Genomic DNA, 23176 nt, shown 5'->3' on the forward strand with positions numbered 1-23176 from the left:
GAATAACTACTCATTGTCCTGCGCAAAGAGAGCCTGCACGAAATCGTCAGCATCGAACGGCCTTAAATCATCGAGCGTTTCACCCACACCGATATACCGGATAGGGATATCGAGCTGCTTGGCCAAGGCAAAGATGATGCCGCCCTTGGCCGTGCCGTCCAGTTTTGTCAGTGTAATGCCAGTGACCGGTACGGCTTCATTGAATGTCTGGGCCTGACTAATCGCGTTCTGTCCCGTCCCGGCATCAAGCACCAGCATGACCTCATGGGGCGCCGTTGCGTCCAGCTTGGCCATCACACGCTGAACTTTTTTCAGCTCCTCCATCAGATGGCCCTTGTTATGCAGCCGCCCTGCCGTATCAGCGATCAAAATATCAACGCCACGCGCCTTGGCCGCCGATACCGCGTCATAAATGACAGAGGCACTATCTGCCCCTGTATGCTGGGCGATGACCGGCACCTTGTTACGCTCGCCCCACACCTTGAGCTGCTCAACCGCGGCGGCGCGGAAGGTGTCACCCGCCGCCATCATGACGCTGTAGCCCTGATGCTGGAAACGTTTGGCCATCTTGCCAATCGTCGTCGTCTTGCCTACGCCGTTAACACCCACTGTCAGAATCACGAAGGGCCCTTGGCCTTTGGGCGGCAGCTTCAGGTCCTTGGCGACCGGCGTGAGCATGGTCGTTAATTCCTGCTGAAGCGCGCGATAAAGCGCCTGCGCATTATCGACTTCACGCCGTGAAATTCGCGCGGTCAGGTTATCGATGATCTCCGTGGTAGCCTCGATACCCACATCAGCCATCAGCAGACGTGTTTCGAGCTCTTCCATCAGCTCGTCATCGATTTCCTTGTGCCCCAGGAAAAGCGTCGCCAAGCCACCGGTCAGGTTGGCCCGTGTTTTGCCCAGCCCATCACGAATACGCGCAAACCAGCCCTTCTTAGGCGCATCCTCGGCTTCAGTCGGAGCAGCTTGAGGCGTCGGCATAGGTGGCGTTTCTTGCTCAACACGCTTGGCAGCTCGCCGATCCTCTTCACGCTTTGCTGAAGTCACGTCATCATCGATGACGCTAGTCGCTCCGGGAATCGGGCGACTGACCGGCACATCGGCACGAGACTCGGGCTCGGGAGAATGTAACGTCACGTCCTCGCGTTCTGAGGTGGCCGCTGGCTCCTCGCTATGAGCGATTTCGGCTGCCGTCGCGGGATCATCGGCGGGTATCCGCGGCGCTTCTTGTCCTACCTCATCCTCAGCGTTCTCGTCCCGCTCGGCATGTGCCTTCGCGGTCTCATCAAAGCCAAGGCTGGGTTCGCCACCCTGCGCTGGATGACGTCTATTATCCTGCGGCTGGCGGGCTTGCTCCGGCTCGCCCATATCGAGAAGTTCGTCTTCCTGCTCCTCTACAGCAGTGGCTTCTTCTTCGAGTGCAGTCTCCTGCAGCTGCTCCTGCTGACGAGCCTCTTCTTCCTGCTGCCGCTTGAGCTCTTCTTCGCGCTGCTTCTGATCTTGCTTCTTGCGTTTGAAAAAACCGAACATGGCGTCGTTTCTGTCAAAGAGTCGTCAAAAAATCGAGCGGTGACATTGTCGATTTCTCTCTAGGTAAAGAAAGAGAGAAACGCTACCGCACGCTGGTCTTGTCGTCATGGATGATCCTTTCTTACCCATGCACGACATCTGATGAATACAGACTATGTCTCATCCTACCACTCCCACCAAGGGTCAGGGTACAATCCTGCGACCATGAACCGTAGACACTCTTCATCTCGCCCCTCATCGTCTCGATCTCGCGCTCAAGTAAATGCCGCGCGCGGACGATTGCGTCTGATTGGTGGCCGCTTCAAGCGCCGTCTCCTTCCGGTACTTGATAGTCCTGGGCTGCGCCCTACGCCTGATCGCGTACGTGAGACCCTGTTCAACTGGCTTGCCTTCGATGTTGCCGGTCAGCGCGTACTGGATCTTTATGCCGGCAGCGGTGCCTTAGGACTAGAAGCACTTTCCCGGGGTGCCGCTCATGCTATTTTTGTCGAACAGCAACGGGCCGTTGCCCAGCAGCTTCGCGACAATCTCGCCACGCTAGGCTTGACTACCCATATGCCCAGCGCCTCATCCGATACGCAGGAGGCCGAAGCCACCCTAGTCGAGCAGGACGCGCTGGACTATCTCGATGTGCCAGCGCGTTATCCTTTCGACGTTGTCTTTCTCGACCCGCCTTTTCATAAAGGGCTGGCTGAAAAGAGCTGTGCGCGCCTCGAAGCCAATGGCTGGTTGGCCCCAGAGGCGATGATTTATGTTGAGGTTGAATCAAGCTTAATGCTAGAAGTCCCTGATACTTGGCAGCTCCATCGCCAGACGCGTGCCGGTGAAAGCCACGCTTATCTCTACCGCCGCTTGCCTCTTGCCCAGCTCTCGCCTGGCGCGTAGTCTGGCGAGCGCAAGCGTGCCCCAGTGTAAAGACGAACCAGGAGAACTACATGAGTCTCGAACTTTTCGATCAACTCGAAAGCAAGGTCCATAACGCCGTCGAAACCATCGAGATGATGCGAATGGAATTGGATGAGCTGCGCCAGGAAAACGAGCATTTGAAAAACGAACGTCAACAGTGGGAAAGCCGTCTGAATGGCGTTCTTGCCCGCTTCAAGGAACTGGACGAAAACCCGTCATCCTGACCTGCTTCGTCATACAAGACGCAATGACATCAACAACGCGTCTTCACGCTTACCGTCGGCGAGAGGATAGTAATCTCGTCGACGGCCGTCGCGAATGAATCCCGCCTGCTCATAAAGCGCGACCGCCTCCGCATTGCCTGAACGCACCTCTAGGAGCACGCGCTCTTTGCTTTCATTTCTCGCTTGAGCAATACAGTGATCAAGTAAACGGCGCCCCATGCCTTTACGACGCTGCGCTGGCGATACAGCGATCATTTCAAGCTCCCCGTCGAAGGGCTGTAGGGCTAGCACGGCAAACCCCACAAGTTCGTCATCCTCACGGATTCCCCACACTTGATAACTGGCCGCTTGCGACAGAGCGCTTTCAAAATGCGCTGCCGGCCATGAATGATGGGGCTGAGCAATCCGATCAAGCGCCGTGAGCGCCTCGACATCTACCAGTGTCAGCCGCTCAATTCTCATCGTCACCCAACCACCAAACACGCCAGCGGGCAAGCTCAGGCCAGAGTGCGCGCTTGTGCTCAGCACTGTTGCCAAGCTCACCCAACGTGGGGCCATGCCAGCAAGGCAAATTCAGCAGGCAGGCATGCTGTCTCTTGAGCTCGCCACTAAAATCGAGAACACGTTCAAGCTCATCACCAAGGTTGCCAAAGCTCAATACCCGCTCAGGACACCACCCCCGGCTACGTCGCCCTTCAATGAACGCCAGAAACCCCTGGCGTGCATCATCAAGTGCGTCTCCTACCGGCAGGTTCTCCATCATTGGCCACTTGAACATGGAAAATTCCGGCGTTACTCCAAGGCGAATCCCTGCTGTATCAATCAATCGTGTCAACAGGGTAAATTCCTGCTGAGTAGGCGGGGCAGGTTGCGGTAGCAACAATAACCAACGCCCATCAAGCGCTGCGACCTGAAGCGTAAAGCGCAACGCTTCACCACGCCGACTAGGTGCTTGTTCCAGAGGTGGCGGCTCTGGATCAGACGTGCTCTCAGCTAATCCAGCATTTTTAGCAGACACGGGCGTTGGTGCTTCAACAGCGGGCATCACCTGCTCTTCCAGCAGGGCACGTGCTGAACGTACCGGAGAGGTAGTACTTTCCTGACGAATAACCGTCTTCGAGCGATCAGCAGCACGATGCCCCATCTCGCCGGAATCAGCCTGGCTATCGAGCAAAGCATGAAGGCGTGCCTGTGGCGGCGCCTTTGGCTCGTCCAGCTCAGGCCACTCGCACTGAGGCGTTGGAGCAGCATTGGGCAACCGATAGCGTGACGTCCAGGCTGACAGCCCCATCGCTTCGAGATATTGCAGTCGCTGTGGCTCGCTTACCATGATACTTCCTTATCCCTTCGAGCACAGATTAACGACTCAGCGTGCCTTAAGTAGATCAGGCTTGTCCCCCGCCACGGCAGTTGGGCGAAGCGGGGCTCATGTTGCCTCTTGCCTCCCATTCATGCGGCGTATAGAGATGCAAGGCGAGCGCATGCACCGGGCCAGCCAGCTCTTCAGAGAGCAAGCCATAAACCTGCTGATGTCGCTTGACTGGCATTAAGCCCTCGAAACGATCAGAGACGATCATCACCTTGAAATGCGTTTCAGAATTGGGCGGCACATGGTGCATATGGCTTTCGTTATCCACCTTTAAAACGGTCGGTTTCAGAGCCTGCAGCTTTTCTTCTATCTGGGTCTGGATGCTCATCAAGACTACCTCCTGCACGGCAAAAGAGCAGAGCAAATTTGTTTTTAAGTACGTCATGCAAATAACACGCTGGCGCCGGACAATATCTCAGGCGGTGTTAAGCGTCACACGACTGGTTCGCGTGATTTGAAAAGAACAATTCGAGAGGCACTTAACAGGCAAGCCGTTACAGCGGCGAAACCACCAATCCATAATGCGATATCGGCAGGCACTTCATGTTCACTGGCACTCACTACTCCAGCAAGCACCAAAGCGACCAAGGCAGCACCGATTGACTGTCCAAACGTTCGCACGCTTGCCATCACGCCGGAAGCACTACCGCTGCGCTCCGGTGGCAAGCTTCCCAGCAACTCACGATTATTCGGCGACTGGAAAAAACCAAAGCCCAATCCGCACAGCGCGGTACGCCAAACAATATCGATGACTGACGGGGATTCACTCAGCAAGGCCAGCGACACGATCCCCGCACTTAGCAGCGCCAATCCGATAGTTGATAGAATCGGAGGCCGGATACGATCAGCAAGCCGCCCGGCGTTAGGGGCTGCAATCATGATCGCGAGTGGCCACGGGGTAAATAGCAATGCCGACTCAAGCGGCGTGTAGTCCTGTACGCTCTGGAACAGAAACGGCAGGCTGATAAAGGTCATGCCTTGAGCAACAAAAGAAAACAGCGAGGTTATCGCCGCCATCGAAAAGCGCGGCTCGCTGAAAATGACCAAGGGTAGCAAGGGGTTGCTGTAGCGACGCTGGCGAATAATGAAAGCAACAGCGGCGGCAATACTGAGGACAAGCAGTCCGATGATGCGCCACATCTCGTGAGTATGTGACAGCGCATCGACCATGATCACGAAAGCGCCCAGCGCAAGTGCCGACAGTATGGCGCCCGGCACATCGAAAGCACGCTGATTGCCATGTTCAAAAGGCAATGCCTTTATCGCGACGAAGAACAATACTGCCCCGGCCGGAATATTAATGATAAATAGCCATGGCCAACTGGCGACAGCCAGAATCAGTCCACCAATAGCCGGTCCAGCCGCCACGCCCAAGGCCACGGTCAACGCAGAAAGTCCCAGCGCGCGCCCTAACAGACGGGCCGGGAAGATAAGCCGATATAGTGATGGCCCGATACTCATCATGGCCGCCGCCCCCAACCCCTGTATGGCTCGGCACCCCACCAGCCATGCAATCGAAGGCGACAGAGCACAGCCAAGCGATGCCAGAGTAAAGAAGAACAGCCCACCAATGTAGAGCCGATAACGCCCGATACGGTATCCGAGCGCAGCAAAAGCAAGAATCGAAGCAGCGCCTACCAGTTGGTAGACATTGATGACCCAAACAGATACGGAAGAGGAAACATTAAGCTGGTCAGCGATGGTAGGTAGCGCAATATTGACGATATTGGTATCCAGTACCGCCATAAGCGTTCCCACCATAAGCACCAGCATGGCAAGAGCACGCTGTTTGGGGGGAAGGCCATCATCATCAGGGCGCCAGGAAAACAGTTGACTCACGTAAGTCTCATTCTCATTTAGGCATGGCGTCCGCTATCTTAATCCTCTTCATTGTCGAGGAGAAGGTCATCCTCTTCTATCACCGAACTTTCAAGCGGGGTGTCATCGTCGAGATCAACGCTTAAATAGCTGAACTCCACGAGCAGGAAACGCTCAAACAGTTCCCAGTCGAGGGCATCAGGCCACATGCGGTAATCTTCTTCCCAGGCACTGAGCTCATTTTCGAGAATGTCGAGATAGCGTTCACGCACATAGGTATGAAGGGCTTCCTCTGTATCCATCTCGGGGATGAGATAGACAGTACTCTCCTGATCGACATCGCTGAGGGTCAGGTCATCGCCTTCTTCGGTCGGTTCGAGTAGGTTGATCCAATCGACGAACGCCTGTGTAGGCTTGACGCTCAGTGCAGAGCGGTTCACCAGTTTCATCGCACACTCCTCGGTGGTCATCTCGACACGAATGGACCTCGACATAATCAAGGTCGCGGCGCTCATTATGGTCATACCTAGCGTAGCTGTCCAAACAAAAGACGCACCACCCGAACACACCGGCGAGAAAAGCCTAAAGCCTGAGACCAGGCAGAGCGTAAAGCGAGAAAGGTACCTGAATAAAAATCATTCATCAGGCCTTCCATCATCACATGCTCAGCCTGGCCGGGCCTGATCAACGCCTTGTATTATTCCGCCACGGGTCGCATCGCCGGGAACAACAGTACGTCACGAATCGACGGGCTATCGGTCAGCAGCATCACCAGACGGTCAATACCGATACCTTCGCCTGCCGTGGGCGGCATCCCGTATTCCAGCGCACGCACATAGTCGGCGTCAAAATACATTGCCTCAACATCGCCGGCGTCTTTCTCAGCTACCTGCGCCTGGAAGCGTTCAGCCTGATCTTCAGCGTCGTTCAACTCAGAGAAGCCATTGGCGATTTCACGCCCGCCGACGAAGAATTCAAAACGATCCGTCACGAACGGGTTGGCATCGTTGCGCCGCGCCAGCGGGCTAACCTCAGCCGGATATTCGGTAATGAACGTCGGACGATCGAGGCGGTGTTCAGCGACATGCTCGAAAATCTCGGTCTGCAATTTACCGAGCCCCCAGCCTGACTTGATCTGAAGACCCAAGCGCTCGGCAATGGCTCGTGCACTCTCCAGCGTATCGAGTTCTGCCGATTCGATGCCATCACCATATTTCAGGATCGACTCACGCATCGTCAGACGATCGAAGGGCTGAGCCAGATCGTATTCGGTACCCTGATAGTTGATCGTCGTTGTTCCCAGCACCTTCTGGGCGGCAAAACGGATCAACTGTTCAGTCAAATCGATCAGATCACGATAGTCGGCATAGGCCCAGTAGAACTCAAGCATGGTGAACTCTGGGTTATGGCGTGTCGATAATCCTTCGTTGCGGAAGTTACGGTTGATTTCGAACACGCGCTCGAAGCCGCCGACCACCAGACGCTTGAGATACAGCTCAGGCGCAATACGTAGATACATGTCGATATCGAGCGCATTATGGTGGGTAATGAACGGCCGTGCCGTTGCCCCGCCAGGAATCGGCTGCAACATCGGCGTCTCGACTTCCATGAAGTCACGCTCGGTGAAGAACTGACGGATCGCTGCGATCACACCCGCCCGCACTTTAAAGGTGTCGCGCACTTCCGGATTCATGATCAAATCGACGTAGCGCTGACGATAGCGGCTTTCCTGGTCGGTCAAGCCATGAAACTTGTCAGGCAGCGGCCGCAGGCTCTTGGTCAGGAGCTTGGCCTCGACCATCATCACGTAAAGATCGCCCTTGCCGGATTTATGCACCGGGCCTTGCGCAGCGACGATGTCGCCAATGTCCCAGCCCTTGACGTCCTCAAGTACCTCTTCCGCCAGCCCTTTCTTGTCGACATAGAGCTGAATCTGGGCAGAAACGTCCTGGATAACGATAAAAGGCCCGCGCTTACGCATGATGCGCCCGGCCACAGACGCCTGGCGACCGAGCGCTTCCAGTGCCTCTTTGTCTTTATCACCTAGCTCAGCGATCAGCTCCGCTGCCAGACTGTCGCGGCGAAAATCGTTGGGAAAAGCACTGGTGCCGTTGGCGGCCGCACGCTCACGGCGTGCCGTCAGTTTGGTACGACGCTCAGCGATCAAATGATTCTCATCGTGCTGAGGTTGGTCTTGGTTGGCCATTATTTTGCCTAATAAGTGATAAACGCTGTCTGGTGTCGTCGCGCCCTGCTTGAAGGCGCGCCATGAGCAATGCCAAGGCTAATCATGTAGAGGGCACGCCAGCACTGCTGCCGCAGAGGCCCATAAATATGCCAGTCCCCTCCATGACAATGCCTCGGCAAGCGCACTAGTCGGGCGCTTCTGCCCTGACTCAAAGGCCCTGCTTGAGGCTGGCTTCTATAAACTGATCCAGATCCCCGTCGAGCACCTTTTCGCAGTTACTGGACTGTACGCCGGTGCGCAAGTCCTTGATGCGCTGATCGTCAAGTACATAGGAGCGAATCTGGCTGCCCCAGCCGATATCGGACTTGCTGTCCTCGGCCTGCTGTTTGGCGGCATTACGCTTTTGCATTTCCAGCTCGTAGAGCTTCGCCTTGAGCTGCTTCATGGCAAAGTCACGGTTGGCATGCTGGCTGCGCTGGGTCTGACACGACACCACTACACCGGTCGGTTCGTGGGTGATACGCACCGCTGAATCAGTGGTGTTGACGTGCTGCCCCCCCGCGCCGGAGGAGCGATAGGTATCGGTACGCAGATCGGCCGGGTTGATATCGACTTCAAAGCTGTCGTCAACTTCCGGCGATAAAAAGACCGAAGCAAACGAGGTATGACGACGGCCACCGGAATCAAACGGGCTCTTGCGCACTAAGCGATGCACACCTGTCTCGGTACGTAGCCAGCCAAAAGCATATTCGCCTTGCACATGAATCGTTGCCGACTTGATCCCCGCCACTTCACCGGCGCTCAGTTCAACGATCTCGGTCTTGAAACCGTGGTGCTCGGCCCAGCGCAAATACATGCGCAGCAGCATGTTGCCCCAGTCCTGCGCCTCGGTACCGCCGGAGCCAGCCTGAATATCGAGATAGGCATTGTTGGCGTCCATCTCGCCGGAAAACATGCGCCGGAACTCAAGCTTTTCAAGACGCTCTTCGAGGCGGGCAAGATCACGATTGATCTCTTCCACCGTCGCCTCGTCGTCTTCCATTACTGCAAGTTCAAGCAGCTCGGCATTGTCATTGACGCCACTTTCCAGCGTATTGATGGTGTCGACTACATCTTCAAGCTGAGCGCGTTCGCGGCCCAGCTTCTGCGCGTACTCGGGGTCGTTCCAGACATTGGGATTTTCGAGTTCGCGGTTAACTTCTTCTAGCCGATCTTTCTTCTCGGCATAGTCAAAGATACCCCCTCAGGACATCTGTCCGTGCAGACAGGTCCTTGATGAGGTTGTTGATCGGATTGATTTCTTGCATGAAGCTCTCGATTGGTTACCGGGTCACTTGGGCAGCCGCATCTTTTGTTGCAATGCCTTGCGTCGGGATGACAAGCACTGACGGCAAGCGTGACGATGCGTCTGGCGAGAGAAACGATTCGGTACGGAAAAGACCGTCTATTGTAGCCAACGGCTGTCAGGTCGTCATCCTGCGTCGCGACTCAGCGGGCACTAAATACGATTTAGACTGGCACAACACGAGGCGTAGTAACCACAATAGGCAGAACACGACACAATGCGTCGATGGGCTCCCCACTGATCGACGCCTCGCCACGTATACTATGGCGAAGCCATGACTAACAACAGCCGCCGCAGGGTAAAGATGATGATTCGATACCGCTCTTGGGTTACCGCACTTGCATTGTCAGCAGGACTCACCGCCACCCCGCTTTACGCAGCAACGCTCAAGGTAGGTATCAGCGGCGAGCCTGCCTCGCTAAGTCCCGCCAAGATCGTCGGCGGCGTGTGGGAAGAGGACATACTGCGCGATATCTTTGAAGGCCCGATCGCCATCAATGCCGAGGGCAAGATCATTCCTGGCATGGCCGAGTCCTGGGATATCTCTGATGATGGCAAGGTTTACACGTTTCATCTGCGTGACGCTAAATGGTCAGACGGTACGCCTGTCACTGCCGACGACTTCGTCTTCGCTTACCGCTATCAGGTTGACCCCAAGAACGCCTCCAACTATGCCCACCGCCTCTATCCGGTAGTGAACGCTGAAGCGATCAACGCGGGCAAGCAGCCGCTCGACAGCCTTGGCGTCAAATCCCTTGATGACGGCAAGACATTGCAGATCACGCTGACCGAGCCGACCGTCTATTTCCTCAAGACGTTGGTTCTGCCGTTCGCCTACCCTATGCCGCGGCACGTCGTCGAACAATACGGCGATGACTGGAGCGACCCCGCTCATATCGTCGTCAATGGTGCGTTCAAGCCAACCACGTGGGTGCCCAACACCGAACTCGACACCATCAAGAATCCTGATTTTCATGCGGCCGATCAGGTGTCCCTTGACGGCGTGACCTACTATCCGCTGGAAGATAAAAATGCCGGCATTCAGCGCTTTCGCGCTGGCGGTCTCGACGTGCTGCGTGACTATCCCGCCGCCCAGTATCCATGGCTGAAAGAGCACCTTGCCGAGGCGACGCATATTGCGCCGTCCCTTGGCAGCTATTACTACGTTTTCAACCTGCGTGATGGCGAGCCTACCGCTGACAAGCGTGTGCGTCAGGCATTGAGCTTGGCCATTCGTCGTGACGTGATCGCCAATCAGCTGCTCAAGGGCGCGGTCGAACCATCTCACGCCCTGGTTCCGACCGGCACCGATCATTACACGCCGCAGTCGCAGCCTGGCCTTGATGCCTCAATGAAAAAGCGCATGCAACAGGCGCGCGCCCTGATGCAGGAGGCCGGTTATGGTCCCGATAACCCGCTCAAGCTAACGCTGCGCTTCAACTCCGGCGATGAGCATCAACGCATCGCTGTTGCCGTCGCGGCCATGTGGAAGCCTCTCGGCGTTGATGTCACGCTGCGCAATACCGAAGCCAGCGTGCACTATGCCGATCTGATGGAAGGGGATTTTCAAGTCGCCCGTGCCGCGTGGATCTCAAGCTACGATGATGCCCAGAACTTCCTGCAGCTGCTGTCCGCCGAAACCAACAATTACGGCGACTACGATAACGCCAAGTACAAGCAGCTAATGGAACAGTCCAATCGCGAACTCAACGCGGACAAGCGCGAAGCACTGATGGAACAGGCCGAACAGCTGGGCCTCAGTGACTATCCGCTGGCACCGATCTACACCTATGCCTCCCGCAATCTGGTCAATCCTGAACTCAGTGGATGGGAAGACAACGCCCTGGACATGCACGCCTCGCGCTGGGTCAGCTTCTAGCGCTCAGGCCAAATACGCCCTGCCAGGGCCCGTCATGGCAGGGCTATTCATTATTTGCATGACCTATTTAAAATTTAAAATGGACACATCACCCTCTCTGGAGTGATGGTTCGCTATTATCTCGCTCTGACACACAACGTCGACGCGATATCAACAAACAGACACGATCTATAATAACAAGCAGGATGAATATTCATGCTCCGTAATCCCCGCTTAGTCCTCGGCGCACTCGCGCTCTCCTCCAGCCTGTTCGCGGCTCCACTGTATGCACAAACGCTCAACATCGGCGTTATGGGTGAACTGGCATCCTTCGATATTTCTCAGGTTTCCGGCGGCACGTGGGAATCCGATGTGCTCATGGATGTTTATGAAGGGCTAGTCAAGGAGGACGCCGAAAGCAACGAAGTGCCCGGCATGGCAGCGTCCTGGGATGTTTCTGAAGATGGTACCGAATATACGTTTCATCTACGCGATGATGCCAAGTGGTCCGACGGTGAGCCGGTAACCGCTGAAGATTTCGTATTCGGCTGGCAGCATCTGCTCGATCCCAAGAGCGCGTCGAAATACGCCTATCTGCTCTACCCGGTCAAGAACGCCGAGGCGGTCAATACCGGCAAGCAGCCGCTGGACGCACTAGGTATCAAGGCGGTTGACGACAAGACGTTAAAAGTCACGCTCAATCAGCCAACGCCCTACTTCATTCAGCTGCTCAGCCACTACACTACCTACCCCGTGCCCGAGCATGTTGTCGACAAGTACGGCAAGGATTGGGTGAGCATGGACCATATCGTCACCAACGGTGCCTTTAAACCGGTCGAGTGGGTCTCTCAATCGCGGATCACGGCGGTCAAGAACCCTCAGTATTACGATGCCGATCAGGTCGCTCTCGACAAGATCAACTATTACACCACCGAGGATCGCAATGCTGGCATTTCCCGCTTTCGAGCCGGTGAGTTTGATGTCCTGCGCGAATATCCTTCCGACCGCTACCAGTGGCTGAAGGACAACCTGCCTGACGCGACACACATGAGTCCGTTCCTGGGTACTTACTACTACGTACTCAATCAGCGTGAAGGGCATCCAACAGCTGATGCACGCGTACGCGAAGCCCTGAATCTGGCGGTGCGCCGTAATGTGCTCTCCAAGCAGATCATGGCCAGTACATTCCTGCCTGGCTACTCTCTCGTGCCGCCTGGCACCAATCATTACCAAACTCAGGCCATGGATATTAAAGGCCAGCCTATCGATGAGCGCATGAAGCAGGCCAAGCAGTTGATGAAAGAAGCCGGTTACGGTCCCGATCATCCGCTGACGCTCAAGCTGCGCTACAACACCGCTGATGAGCACAAGAAGATCGCCGTCGCACTGGCCGCAATGTGGAAGCCGCTCGGTGTCAACGTGCAGATGACCAATGCCGAGGCAACCGTCCACTATCAGACGATCGCTGAAGGCGACTTTGATGTCGCCCGGGCGGGTTGGGTTGCCGATTATAACGATGCAGAGAACTTTCTCACCCTGTTGCATACCGGCGTAGGCAATAACTACGGCGCCTACTCCAATCCCGACTACGACAAGCTGCTGGATCAAGCTGCCACTACGCTCGACCTCGACAAGCGCGAACAGCTGCTCGAGCAGGCAGAGAGCATGGCGATGAACGACTATGCGCTTGTCCCGCTGCTCTACTACGTCACTCGCAACCTGGTGAACCCCAAGCTTGAAGGCTGGCAGGACAACGTCGAGGATGATCACCCCTCACGCTGGGTCAGCATCAAGCAATAAGCTACGGGCTCACTTCATACCTCTGAACTAGCCTTGAGATAGCGGCAAATGCCGCTGTCTCAAGGGAGGTTGCGCCATGGATTCGTCCTCTACTCATCTCGTCAACGTTGCGGTAGCCGGCGTCTGGGCCAGCCCGGATGCGCCGCGTGCGCTCGACCGGCCAGTGCTCGCTGCACCCGTAAAGATGCGTGAATGGCTTGATGCGATGGATGACACCGCACGGCGCGAACTTTGCACGCATAAATTGATCGACACTCAGGCTCTGCTGGGCGAATACGTTCGTGTGCTCGATGAGCACGATGGTTGGTGCCGCATCGTCGTCCCTGAGCAACACTCCTCGAAGGATAGGCGTGGCTATCCCGGCTGGATGCGCAGCGCTCAGCTCATACCCGTGGCCCGTGGTAAGGGGGACGCGCATGGCTGTCAACATTGGGCAATGGTAATGACACCATACGCCACGTTGCGCAGCGCTGCCGGAGAGTTCGAGGCACTCACCACAAGCTTCCTGACTCGTTTGCCTCTGCTAGATGAACTCAACGATGAATGCGAGGTGATGACACCGCTGGGACGCGGGCTGATCAGCCGTGACGCCGTCGAGTTCGATGCCGGCTCACCACGCCAACGTTCAGCCACTGAGATTATTGCCATGGGCGAGGCCTTCCTCGGCCTGCCTTATTTATGGTCAGGGCGCAGCGCCTTCGGCTTCGACTGTTCGGGCTTCGTCCATGCCCTGTTCAAGGCCGCAGGCTACCTGATTCCTCGTGATGCCATTGACCAGGCCGAGCAAGGCCAACCGGTCGCACTTGACGCACTTGCCGTGGGGGATCTGCTGTTCTTTGAGCGGCCCCAGCATGATGGAAGGCTGCGCATCGAGCACGTCGGGCTTTATTGTGGTGACGGGCAAATGTTGCATTCTCCGACCAGTGGGCAGAGCATCGAATACTGTCGTCTGGCCGGTAGTCAATACGCGGATGAGTTGTGCGCGGCGAGACGCTACACCACGCCGCCCCAAGCCCCCCAGGCCATAGCGAGCCGGACGACGGATCATGCCGATACTGGCGTAGTAATGTCCCCACTCTCGGATCATCAAAAATGAACAACATCCGTAGCCTGGCCAGTGGCCTTGTGTTAACCGTCTCACTGTTTGCCACACCGCTTTATGCTGACACGTTGAACATTGGCATCTACGGCGAGCCTTCTTCATTAGACGCCGCACGGGTCAACGGCGCCGTGTATGACAACGACGTGCTCGGCGATCTGTTCGAAGGGTTGGTCACGCTCGCGCCCGATGGCCGCTATCTGCCCGGCGTGGCGAGTGAATGGGCATCGTCTGAAGATGGTCTGAGCTGGACCTTCACCCTGCGCGACGACGCCAAGTGGTCCGACGGCCAACCGGTCGTCGCTGAAGACTTCGTGCTCGCCTTCCGTCGCGTGCTCAATCCTAAAAATGCTTCGGTCTACGCCAATCTGCTTTACCCGCTCAAGAATGCTGCCGCAATCAACAAGGGCGAGGCCGATCTCAGCACGCTTGGCGTAAGCGCCAAGGACGATCACACCCTGGTGCTGACGCTTGAAGGCAACACACCCTACCTGCCAACCCTGATGGCGCACATCATCGCCGCGCCGGTGCCCAGCCATCTGGTCAAGCAGTACGGTAATGACTGGACCGAGCTCGACCACATCGTCACCAACGGCGCGTTTATGCCCAAGCGCTGGATCTCCCACGACCATATCGAGACCGTCAAGAACCCCTACTTCCATGATGCCGACAAGGTTACCCTCGACGGCGTCAACTACTACCTTACCGAGGATCTCAGCACCGGCCTGTCACGTTTTCGCGCCGGCGAACTCGATGTGATGCGCGACTTCGATGCCCAGCGCTATCCGTGGCTCAAGGATCATCTCGGTGACGCCGTCCATTTGCATAACCAGCTCGCGACCTATTACTACGCGCTCAACCAGCGCGAAGGCCATCCCACCGCGGATAAACGCGTGCGCGAGGCACTCAATCTGGCACTGCGTCGCGACGTGATCGTCGACAAGATACTGCAGGGTGCAGTTGCGCCTACCAACGCACTGGTTCCGACCGGCACCAGCCACTACGAGGCGCAGACCATGCCGGGGCTCGACACCACCGTCGAGGAACGCATGAAAAAGGCTCGCGAGCTCCTCAAGGAGGCCGGTTACGGTCCCGACCATCCGCTAACCCTCAAGCTGCGCTACAACACCCGCGATGATCATCGCCGCATCGCGGTCGCGGCAGCGGCAATGTGGAAGCCCCTTGGCATCAACATCGAGCAGGTCAATGCCGAGGCCAACGTTCATTATGCCGAGATGGCACGTGGCAACGATTTCGATATCGGCCGTGCCAGCTGGGTGGCCGACTTCGACGATGCCAGCAACTTCCTCGGTATTCTGCAGAGCGACAACGTCAAGAATTACGGCGGCTACCATAGCGAAGCATTCGATCGGCTAATGGCCGAGGCCAGCGCCGCCACCCATGATGGTCAGCGCCAGCAGCTGCTGGAACAGGCCGAACAACAGGCGTTGGGGGATTACGCCTTAGCACCGGTCTACTCCGATGCGGCGCGTAATCTGGTCAATCCCGGGCTCTCGGGCTGGGAAGACAATGCCATCAACCGGCACCTGTCACGCTGGGTGACGCTACTGCACTGATCTGAGTTGTTTTATCGGTACGTCTATAACAACAATACCGGCGCCAGGCCCCTTCCCCTGGCGCTCAGGCAAGGAAAACCAACGATGAAATTGAATCGTCTATTCAGCAGTACCCTTTTATCGCTTGCCCTTGGCGCGACCATGTTAAGCACTGCCCAGGCCGCCACGCTCAGGATCAATAATGCCGCCGAGCCCGGCTCTCTCGATCCTCACAAGGGAAGAAACATGTGGGACTCGCGCATCCAGCGCGAACTGTTCGATCGTCTGGTGGACTACGGTCCCGATGGCCGTCTGGTGCCCGGATTGGCCTCCTCGTGGGATATCTCGGAAGATGGCATGACCTACACCTTCCATCTGCGCGATGCCCAGTGGTCGGACGGCACGCCGATCACTGCCCATGACGCCGCCTTCTCGCTGCATCGCCTGCTGCGCCCCGAGATCGCTAACCAGAACGCCAATCTCTACTACGCCATCGTCAATGCCCCGGCAGTCAATGCTGGCCGAGCTGCACCCGAGACGCTCGGCGTGCATGTGCTCGACGACAGGACACTCGAAATTACGTTGAACCAGCCAACGGCTTACTTTCTCCAGTCAATGGCAATGTCCGAGGCCGCACCGCTCCCCGAACATTATCTCAAGGCGCAGGGTGACAATTGGATCAAGCCCGACCAGACCGTGGTTAGCGGTCCGTTCCGGCTGACACAATGGCAACCACAAGCCCAGGTCGTGCTGGAGAAGAACCCGCGCTTCTATGATGCAGACGCAGTCAAACTCGATGAGGTCATCTTCTACCCCATCGATGACGATAACGGTGCCCTCAATCGGTTTCGTGCCGGCAGTATCGATATCTCCTACTCAGGTGTCGCCTCGGCCCGCTATGAGTGGGTCAAGGAGAACCTGCCCGATGCGTTGAGAAGCGGTCCGCTGGTAGGCGAATATTTCTACATGTTCAGTCTGCGCGACGGTACGCCACTGGCCGACAAGCGGATTCGCGAGGCGCTCAACCTGGCCACCCGCCGTGAAGTCATCACGGAACAGATTCTCGGCATGGGCCAGCAGCCGTCCTACTGGCTGGTCCCGCGTGTCACCAGCGGCGGTGCCAAGGGCAAGATGGCCTTCGCCGATGAGGATATGACCGCCCGCATGACACGCGCCCGCCAGCTGATGAAGGACGCCGGCTACGGTCCGGGCAACCCGTTGACCCTGACGCTGCGTTACAACACCAGCGAGGATCACAAGAAGATTGCCGTCGCGCTGGCTGCGATGTGGAAACCGTTGGGCGTCAACGTCCAAATGCTCAACTCTGAAGCGGCGGTTCACTACGCTGCTATCGATCAAGGCGATTTTGAAATCGCCCGCTATGGCATGATCGCGACCGTCAACGACCCCTTCGATTTTCTCGGTGCCTATACCACGGACGGTTCTGCAGGCAATAGTACCGGCTACCATAACGCCGACTATGACGCACTGATCGAACGCAGCACGCATGAGCTCGACCCCGACAAGCGCGCCGCGCTCATAACTCAGGCACAGCAACTGTTACTTGACGACTATGCCCTGCTTCCCCTTTACGATTACGTCACGAACTATTTGGTTTCGCCCAAGGTAAAGGGCTGGCAGAGCACGCCCATGGACGTTCACCCCCTTCGCTATATCAGTATCGAGGAGTAACCCTTGCCCTACCGTCATTTTAAGCACCGAGGCAGCAGCACATGCTGAGCTATACGTTAAAGCGCCTTGCGCTGGCGATTCCGACCTTACTGATCGTCATCACCATCTCCTTTTTCCTGATGCGGGTCGCACCGGGCGGCCCGTTTGATGGCGAACGTCAACTACCGCCCGAGATCGAGGCCAACCTCAAGGCGGCCTACCATCTCGACGAACCGTTACCGATGCAGTACCTGCGCTACATGGGCAACCTGTTACAAGGCGATTTTGGCCCCTCGTTCAAGTACAAGGATTTCTCGGTAACCGAGCTGATTGTCCAAGGCTTTCCGGTCAGTCTGGAGCTGGGTTTCTGGGCGATTTTGCTGGCGCTGGCCATTGGCTTGCCGCTGGGGGTGATCGCGGCACTTAAGCGCAATTCCAGTATCGATTATCTGGTCATGAGCATCGCCCTGGGCGGGATCGCCGTGCCCAACTTCGTCATTGCACCGCTGCTCGCCCTGGTATTTGGCGTGCTGCTTGCCTGGCTGCCGGCCGGTGGCTGGAACGGCGGGGCCTGGCAGAACATGCTGCTGCCGGTCATTGCGCTATCCATCCAGCAAATTGCCTACATCGCCAGAATGATGCGCGCATCGATGATTGAAATTCTCAGCAGCCACTTCATCCGCACCGCACGTGCCAAAGGGCTTTCCGAAAGTGAAGTCATCTGGCGGCATGCGATGCGCCCGGCGATGCTGCCGGTAGTGTCCTACCTGGGTCCGGCGATTGCCGGCATCATCACCGGCTCGGTCGTCATTGAACAGATTTTCGGCATCCCGGGGATTGGACGCTACTTCGTTCAGGGTGCCCTGAATCGTGACTACACGCTGGTCATGGGCACGGTCGTGTTCTATGGCGCCTTGATTGTGCTGCTGAACCTGATTGTCGACCTGCTCTACTCCGTACTTGATCCACAAATTCGCTATGACGACTGACAGGCTGCCATGACTACTGACACTACACCTTACAGCAGCGACGAGCGGTCAACGGGCCTCCCCGCAGGCGGGCCCAATCCTCCCGCTGCCCCTGATGTCAAACCCGGCGATAGCCTGGGCCGCGAGGCCTGGCGCCGGCTAAAACAGAACAAGGCAGCGATGGCCAGCCTCGTCATTCTGATCGTGATGGCCATTATCTGTGTCGCCGGCCCCTGGTTCATGCCCTGGGATCTCGACGAAGTCGACTGGGAAGCCTTCATGGCTGAACCATCGCTCTCCAGCGGCCATCTGCTGGGCACCGACGCCAACGGCCGCGACCTGTTGACCCGCACGCTCTATGGCGGGCGCGTATCGCTGTCGGTGGCGCTGGTTGCCACCGTTGTTTCACTGGTCATCGGCGTGCTTTACGGCGCAATTTCCGGCTACGTCGGTGGACGCGTCGATAACGCCATGATGCGCTTCGTCGACATCATGTATTCGCTGCCGTTCATGTTTCTGGTCATTCTTTTGATGGTCGTGTTCGGGCGTAACATCTTTCTGATCTACGCTGCAATCGGCGCAGTAGAGTGGCTCGACATGGCACGTATCGTCCGTGGTCAGACCCTGGGCCTGAAGCGGCGTGAATTCATCGAGGCCGCGCACGCCCTGGGCGTCAAGGGCAGCACCATCGTCACTCGCCATCTGATTCCCAACGCGCTTGGCCCCGTCATTGTCTACGTCACGCTGACCGTGCCCAAGGTCATCCTGCTTGAAAGCTTTCTGTCATTTCTGGGGCTCGGTGTGCAGGAACCGCTGACCAGCTGGGGCGTGCTGATCTCGGAAGGCAAGGACATGATGGAGACTGCGCCGTGGATGCTGCTAGTGCCGTCGCTGTTCCTCGCGGTAACGCTGTTCTGTCTCAACTTCCTCGGCGACGGGCTGCGCGATGCCCTCGATCCGAAAACACGCTAAGGAGCCTGAGCAATGAGCAAGGCGTTACTCGAAATCGACAACCTCTGCGTTGATTTTCAGGTGCCCTCCGGCACGGTGTCGGCGGTCAGGGGGGTCAGTTTCACTATTCATGAAGGCGAGACGCTGGCGCTGGTCGGTGAATCGGGCTCGGGCAAGTCAGTCACCTCGACCGCGACGATGCGTTTGCTGCCGGAACTGGCCAAGGTCACAGGCGCCATCCGCTTCGACGGCGAGGATCTGCTCAAGGTCACGCCCAAGCGGATGCGGCGCATCCGTGGCAACGATATCTCAATGATCTTCCAGGAGCCGATGACCTCGCTAAACCCGCTCCACCGGATTGGTCGGCAGATCGCCGAAGTGCTGGGCAAGCATCGCGGCCTGAAAGGGAGTGCCGCGCGCAGCAAGGTGATCGAGCTGTTGAATCAGGTCGGCATCCCTGAGCCTGAGCGGCGCATCGACAGCTACCCGCACGAGCTTTCCGGTGGCCAGCGCCAGCGGGTAATGATCGCCATCGCGCTGGCCTGCGAGCCCAAGCTTTTAATTGCCGATGAACCGACTACCGCGCTCGACGTTACCGTTCAGGCACAGATTCTTGAACTCCTGAAGGATCTGCAGCAGCGCTATGGCATGGCGATTCTGTTCATCACCCACGACCTGACGCTGGTCAAGCATTTCGCCGACCGCGTCTGCGTGATGCGCTACGGCGAAGTTGTCGAAACCGGTGAAACGCAGGCGCTGTTCACGTCGCCTCAGCACGACTACACCAAGATGCTGATTGACGCCGAGCCGCAAGGCACCAAGGCAATGGGTGACGCGAACGCGCCTGTACTGCTCGAAGCCAGGGACGTTCACGTCCGTTTTGCCCTCAAGAAACGGCTATTTGGCAAGAGCGAGTACTTCGAGGCGGTGCGCGGTATCGACCTGACCGTACGACGCGGCCAGACCATCGGCATCGTCGGTGAATCGGGCTCAGGCAAATCGACCTTTGGCCGCGCCCTGCTGCGTCTGCTCGACAGCTCCGGCGATATCACGTTTGAGCAGGTCGATATCACCCAACTCGACAAGAATGGCATGCGTCCGCTGCGCTCAAAAATGCAGGTCGTGTTCCAGGACCCGTTCGGCTCGCTGTCGCCGCGCCTGACCGTTGGCGAGATCATTAGTGAAGGATTGAAAGTCCATCATCCGGAGTTCACCCGGCGCGACCGTGATGCCCGCGTCGCCGAGGCGCTTGCAGAAGTCTCTCTCGATCCCGCCATGCGCAATCGCTATCCGCATGAATTTTCCGGTGGCCAGCGCCAGCGCATCGCGATTGCCCGCGCCCTGGTATTGAAACCCGAGTTCTTGCTGCTCGATGAGCCGACCTCGGCGCTTGACCGCTCGGTACAGGTCACGGTCATCGAACTGCTGCGCAATCTGCAGCGCAAGTATGATCTCACCTACCTGTTCATCAGCCACGATCTATCCGTGGTGCGCGCCCTGGCCGATACCGTGCTGGTCATGAAGGAAGGCCAGGTAGTCGAGCGCGGCATCGCCGCGGAGATATTTGCTGCCCCCAAGGAACCTTATACCCGAGCATTGATGAAGGCTGCGTTTTTGACCAGTCCTGTAAGTGCAGCATGACGTTTGCTTTAAGAGTGTTGATTTAAAAAGTGTTTAACTGAACCAACCGCGATCAAGAGACATAACAATATGAATAACGAGTTAATTCGCGTGTCCCGTTTCCGGCCGGGGCTCTCACGGACCGGCTTACTGCTCGGACTCATGCTTTCTGGCGTGCAGTTCGGGCTCTCATCTCATGCACTTGCTGAGGTGCAGACCAGTGGCGAAAAAGTCGCTCCAAACTGGCAGCTAGCCGATCTTTACGCCACGCCTGAGGCTTGGCAGCAGGCCTACAAACAGATCAATCAGCGCATTGCCGAACTTGATCGCTTCAAGGGTAAATTGACGGATAGCCCCGAAGCCTTGGCAGAAGCGCTAACCTCAATCAAGACAGTCGAAAAGGATGCCGTCCGGCTCAGTACCTATGCCAGTCTGCAGGCCGATGAAGATCTACGCGTTGCCAAGAATCAGGAGCGTGACAACAAGGCAACGCAGCTGATGGCACATTACGGTGCAGCCATCGGTTATGTGCGACCGGAACTGATCCACATGGATCAGGATACGCTGGCCAAGTGGGCGGATCGCCCCGTGCTGGCTGTGCATAAACGGTTTCTTGAAGACGTTATACGCGCCGCGCCGCACACGCTCCCCGCTGAAACTGAATCGGCCCTCGCCGCACTATCGCCGGTAACCACTACCGGTACGACATATTCCCTGCTGGCCAATTCGGATATCGCCTGGCCGACAATTGAGATCGACGGCAAGAAAGAAACGCTGAGTCAGTCAGGCTATGCCAAGTGGCGTAACTCACCGGACCGAGAGCTTCGGAAAACGGTCTTCGATATCTTCTGGCCCACCTGGAAACAGTACGAAACCACGTTTGGCTCGTTACTCGGCAATGAAGTTCAAAGTCATGTGATCGAAGCACGCCTGCGTCACTATGACAGTGCGCTGGCGTCTGCCTTAGCGGCAAATGATATTCCTACCAGCGTCTATCATCAGCTTATCGAATCCACCAATCGTCACCTGCCTGAGCTGCACCGTTATCTGAAACTGCGTCAGCGTATGCTGGGCGTCGATCATCTGCACTATTACGATATCTACCCGCCACTGGTAAAAAGCGACCGCACGTTTTCTATCGAAGAGGCTCGTACGCTGACGCGAACCGCCACTCAGCCGTTAGGCCACCATTATTCCCAACTGCTCGACAAGGCCACGAACTCACCGTGGACCAGCGTCTATCCCAGTGAAGGCAAGCGTTCAGGCGCGTACATGAGCGGCTCGGCCTATGACGTTCATCCCTATGTGCTGCTGAACTATAACGGCGATTACGATGATGTCTCCACCTATGCCCATGAATGGGGACATGGCATTCATTCCATGCTGGCTAGCGAATCTCAGCCGTATGAAACCGCCGATTATTCCATTTTCACTGCAGAAGTGGCTTCAACAACCAATGAGGATCTTTTGATCGACTACATGCTAAAACATGCCAAAAATGATCAAGAGAAGCTGTTCTATATTGGTCAGGCGCTTGAGTCGATTCGTGGCACCTTCTTTCGACAGACGCAATTCGCCGAGTTCGAGCTTGCCATTCATGAAGCAGCCGAAAAGGGTACACCCCTTTCAGGTGAGCGCATGACCCAACTATATGGCGATATTCTCAAGAAATATTACGGCGTCGATCAGGGCATTACCGATATCGATCCCAGCTATTTCATTGAGTGGGCCTATATTCCTCATTTCTATTACAACTTTTATGTTTATCAGTATGCGACATCGATTACGGCAGCCCATTATTTTGCCGACCATGTAATCCATGGTGGAGAGCAGGCGAGAGACAATTATCTTAATGTGCTTTCGCAAGGAGGAGCGGAGAGTGGCTATGACCTGTTGAAAAATGCCGGTGTCGATTTAGCCACAGCCAAACCTTACGATGATCTGATGGATCACATGAATGCACTCATGGATCAGGCTGAAGCGATTCTGGACAAGTCATGAGAATATAACGTTCCAAACATTTCCTATGCTTCGCTCTCCACTGCCGCCCTCGGGCGGCATTTTTATCTCTGATGTATTTAAGTTTTCGTAGCGGCAAGATGTTTCGATAAGTATTCCCGACGGCTCCTTTTTTATTTGTACACAAAATGTGCAAGCACTGTCTTGACTCTTTATTTTTGCACCCAAATGTATCGCCACCCAAAATCACCACGGCGGCTTGGCCTTCATGGCAATGAAATCCCACCCATAAACAACTTAAATTCGACACT

General features: G+C 56.5%; 19 protein-coding genes. 11 read left to right on the top strand and 8 right to left on the bottom strand.

The annotated features are described in order from the left end of the window. Window positions 1-6: 6 nt before the first annotated feature. Complete coding sequence (gene ftsY, locus C3Z11_RS16320) at window positions 7-1533, bottom strand: signal recognition particle-docking protein FtsY (RefSeq protein WP_106478979.1); 1527 nt, start codon at window positions 1531-1533, stop codon at window positions 7-9. A gap of 204 nt (window positions 1534-1737) precedes the next feature. Here ftsY and rsmD point away from each other — a divergent pair, with 204 nt between their 5' ends. Continuing rightward, the gene (gene rsmD / locus C3Z11_RS16325; protein WP_106478980.1) at window positions 1738-2418 is read left to right on the top strand and encodes a 16S rRNA (guanine(966)-N(2))-methyltransferase RsmD; all 681 of its coding nucleotides are present in this window, start codon (window positions 1738-1740) and stop codon (window positions 2416-2418) included. A 50-nt stretch (window positions 2419-2468) separates the two neighbouring features. Continuing rightward, the gene (locus tag C3Z11_RS16330; RefSeq protein WP_106478981.1) at window positions 2469-2663 is read left to right on the top strand and encodes a cell division protein ZapB; all 195 of its coding nucleotides are present in this window, start codon (window positions 2469-2471) and stop codon (window positions 2661-2663) included. 9 nt (window positions 2664-2672) lie between these two features. Here the strand turns inward: C3Z11_RS16330 and rimI are convergent, their stop codons facing one another. The 7 genes from rimI to prfB all read right to left on the bottom strand — a co-directional run bounded on the left by rimI (window position 2673) and on the right by prfB (window position 9345). After that, a complete protein-coding gene (rimI, locus tag C3Z11_RS16335) occupies window positions 2673-3125 on the bottom strand; it encodes a ribosomal protein S18-alanine N-acetyltransferase (RefSeq protein ID WP_106478982.1) in 453 nt (150 codons plus the stop codon). Further along, a complete protein-coding gene (locus tag C3Z11_RS16340) occupies window positions 3115-3993 on the bottom strand; it encodes a hypothetical protein (RefSeq protein ID WP_106478983.1) in 879 nt (292 codons plus the stop codon). Before C3Z11_RS16340 ends, rimI begins: the two co-directional genes overlap by 11 nt. A gap of 55 nt (window positions 3994-4048) precedes the next feature. After that, the gene (locus C3Z11_RS16345) at window positions 4049-4360 is read right to left on the bottom strand and encodes a BolA family protein (protein WP_106478984.1); all 312 of its coding nucleotides are present in this window, start codon (window positions 4358-4360) and stop codon (window positions 4049-4051) included. Window positions 4361-4464: 104 nt separating this feature from the next. After that, window positions 4465-5871, bottom strand: coding sequence for a DHA2 family efflux MFS transporter permease subunit (locus C3Z11_RS16350; RefSeq protein ID WP_106478985.1), 1407 nt, complete (start codon window positions 5869-5871; stop codon window positions 4465-4467). Window positions 5872-5909: 38 nt separating this feature from the next. Continuing rightward, on the bottom strand, window positions 5910-6299 hold the full coding sequence (locus C3Z11_RS16355; RefSeq protein WP_106478986.1) for a hypothetical protein: 390 nt from the start codon (window positions 6297-6299) through the stop codon (window positions 5910-5912). A 248-nt stretch (window positions 6300-6547) separates the two neighbouring features. Beyond that, window positions 6548-8056: a lysine--tRNA ligase gene (gene lysS, locus C3Z11_RS16360; RefSeq protein ID WP_106478987.1), complete on the bottom strand. Its 1509-nt coding sequence runs from the start codon at window positions 8054-8056 to the stop codon at window positions 6548-6550. A 190-nt stretch (window positions 8057-8246) separates the two neighbouring features. Further along, a protein-coding gene (prfB, locus tag C3Z11_RS16365) for a peptide chain release factor 2 (protein WP_106478988.1) occupies window positions 8247-9345 on the bottom strand; the annotation gives its coding sequence in 2 pieces (ribosomal slippage) (window positions 8247-9269 and window positions 9271-9345; 1098 coding nt in all). Between the two features lie 312 nt (window positions 9346-9657). Between prfB and C3Z11_RS16375 the strand changes: the two genes are divergently transcribed. From C3Z11_RS16375 to pepF, 9 genes are all read left to right on the top strand, one after another. Further along, window positions 9658-11262, top strand: coding sequence for a peptide ABC transporter substrate-binding protein (locus tag C3Z11_RS16375; protein ID WP_262927461.1), 1605 nt, complete (start codon window positions 9658-9660; stop codon window positions 11260-11262). Between the two features lie 195 nt (window positions 11263-11457). Continuing rightward, window positions 11458-13041 (top strand): peptide ABC transporter substrate-binding protein, encoded by a 1584-nt coding sequence (locus C3Z11_RS16380; RefSeq protein WP_106478990.1) that lies wholly within the window; start codon window positions 11458-11460, stop codon window positions 13039-13041. 76 nt (window positions 13042-13117) lie between these two features. After that, window positions 13118-14137: a C40 family peptidase gene (locus C3Z11_RS16385; RefSeq protein ID WP_106478991.1), complete on the top strand. Its 1020-nt coding sequence runs from the start codon at window positions 13118-13120 to the stop codon at window positions 14135-14137. After that, window positions 14134-15717, top strand: coding sequence for a peptide ABC transporter substrate-binding protein (locus C3Z11_RS16390; protein ID WP_106478992.1), 1584 nt, complete (start codon window positions 14134-14136; stop codon window positions 15715-15717). Before C3Z11_RS16385 ends, C3Z11_RS16390 begins: the two co-directional genes overlap by 4 nt. 84 nt (window positions 15718-15801) lie before the next feature. Next, window positions 15802-17388 (top strand): peptide ABC transporter substrate-binding protein, encoded by a 1587-nt coding sequence (locus C3Z11_RS16395; RefSeq protein WP_262927462.1) that lies wholly within the window; start codon window positions 15802-15804, stop codon window positions 17386-17388. Between the two features lie 41 nt (window positions 17389-17429). Continuing rightward, window positions 17430-18356, top strand: coding sequence for an oligopeptide ABC transporter permease OppB (gene oppB / locus C3Z11_RS16400; protein ID WP_106478993.1), 927 nt, complete (start codon window positions 17430-17432; stop codon window positions 18354-18356). Between the two features lie 9 nt (window positions 18357-18365). Next, entirely contained in the window at window positions 18366-19307 is a 942-nt protein-coding gene (locus tag C3Z11_RS16405; RefSeq protein ID WP_106478994.1) for an ABC transporter permease, read from the top strand. Between the two features lie 12 nt (window positions 19308-19319). Further along, entirely contained in the window at window positions 19320-20927 is a 1608-nt protein-coding gene (locus C3Z11_RS16410; RefSeq protein WP_106478995.1) for an ABC transporter ATP-binding protein, read from the top strand. A gap of 69 nt (window positions 20928-20996) precedes the next feature. After that, window positions 20997-22907, top strand: coding sequence for an oligoendopeptidase F (gene pepF, locus C3Z11_RS16415; protein WP_106478996.1), 1911 nt, complete (start codon window positions 20997-20999; stop codon window positions 22905-22907). Window positions 22908-23176: the final 269 nt, after the last annotated feature.

It is taken from the genome of Phytohalomonas tamaricis (genome assembly GCF_003012345.1).
Taxonomy (GTDB): Bacteria; Pseudomonadota; Gammaproteobacteria; order Pseudomonadales; family Halomonadaceae; genus Phytohalomonas; species Phytohalomonas tamaricis.

What these genes read in the sequence shown, in the direction of transcription:
- ftsY (WP_106478979.1), bottom strand. Translation starts at nt 1,533, where the DNA reads ATGTTCGGTTTTTTCAAACGCAAGAAGCAAGATCAGAAGCAGCGCGAA.
- rsmD (WP_106478980.1), top strand. Translation starts at nt 1,738, where the DNA reads ATGAACCGTAGACACTCTTCATCTCGCCCCTCATCGTCTCGATCTCGC.
- C3Z11_RS16330 (WP_106478981.1), top strand. Translation starts at nt 2,469, where the DNA reads ATGAGTCTCGAACTTTTCGATCAACTCGAAAGCAAGGTCCATAACGCC.
- rimI (WP_106478982.1), bottom strand. Translation starts at nt 3,125, where the DNA reads ATGAGAATTGAGCGGCTGACACTGGTAGATGTCGAGGCGCTCACGGCG.
- C3Z11_RS16340 (WP_106478983.1), bottom strand. Translation starts at nt 3,993, where the DNA reads ATGGTAAGCGAGCCACAGCGACTGCAATATCTCGAAGCGATGGGGCTG.
- C3Z11_RS16345 (WP_106478984.1), bottom strand. Translation starts at nt 4,360, where the DNA reads ATGAGCATCCAGACCCAGATAGAAGAAAAGCTGCAGGCTCTGAAACCG.
- C3Z11_RS16355 (WP_106478986.1), bottom strand. Translation starts at nt 6,299, where the DNA reads ATGAAACTGGTGAACCGCTCTGCACTGAGCGTCAAGCCTACACAGGCG.
- lysS (WP_106478987.1), bottom strand. Translation starts at nt 8,056, where the DNA reads ATGGCCAACCAAGACCAACCTCAGCACGATGAGAATCATTTGATCGCT.
- C3Z11_RS16375 (WP_262927461.1), top strand. Translation starts at nt 9,658, where the DNA reads ATGACTAACAACAGCCGCCGCAGGGTAAAGATGATGATTCGATACCGC.
- C3Z11_RS16380 (WP_106478990.1), top strand. Translation starts at nt 11,458, where the DNA reads ATGCTCCGTAATCCCCGCTTAGTCCTCGGCGCACTCGCGCTCTCCTCC.
- C3Z11_RS16385 (WP_106478991.1), top strand. Translation starts at nt 13,118, where the DNA reads ATGGATTCGTCCTCTACTCATCTCGTCAACGTTGCGGTAGCCGGCGTC.
- C3Z11_RS16390 (WP_106478992.1), top strand. Translation starts at nt 14,134, where the DNA reads ATGAACAACATCCGTAGCCTGGCCAGTGGCCTTGTGTTAACCGTCTCA.
- C3Z11_RS16395 (WP_262927462.1), top strand. Translation starts at nt 15,802, where the DNA reads ATGAAATTGAATCGTCTATTCAGCAGTACCCTTTTATCGCTTGCCCTT.
- oppB (WP_106478993.1), top strand. Translation starts at nt 17,430, where the DNA reads ATGCTGAGCTATACGTTAAAGCGCCTTGCGCTGGCGATTCCGACCTTA.
- C3Z11_RS16405 (WP_106478994.1), top strand. Translation starts at nt 18,366, where the DNA reads ATGACTACTGACACTACACCTTACAGCAGCGACGAGCGGTCAACGGGC.
- C3Z11_RS16410 (WP_106478995.1), top strand. Translation starts at nt 19,320, where the DNA reads ATGAGCAAGGCGTTACTCGAAATCGACAACCTCTGCGTTGATTTTCAG.
- pepF (WP_106478996.1), top strand. Translation starts at nt 20,997, where the DNA reads ATGAATAACGAGTTAATTCGCGTGTCCCGTTTCCGGCCGGGGCTCTCA.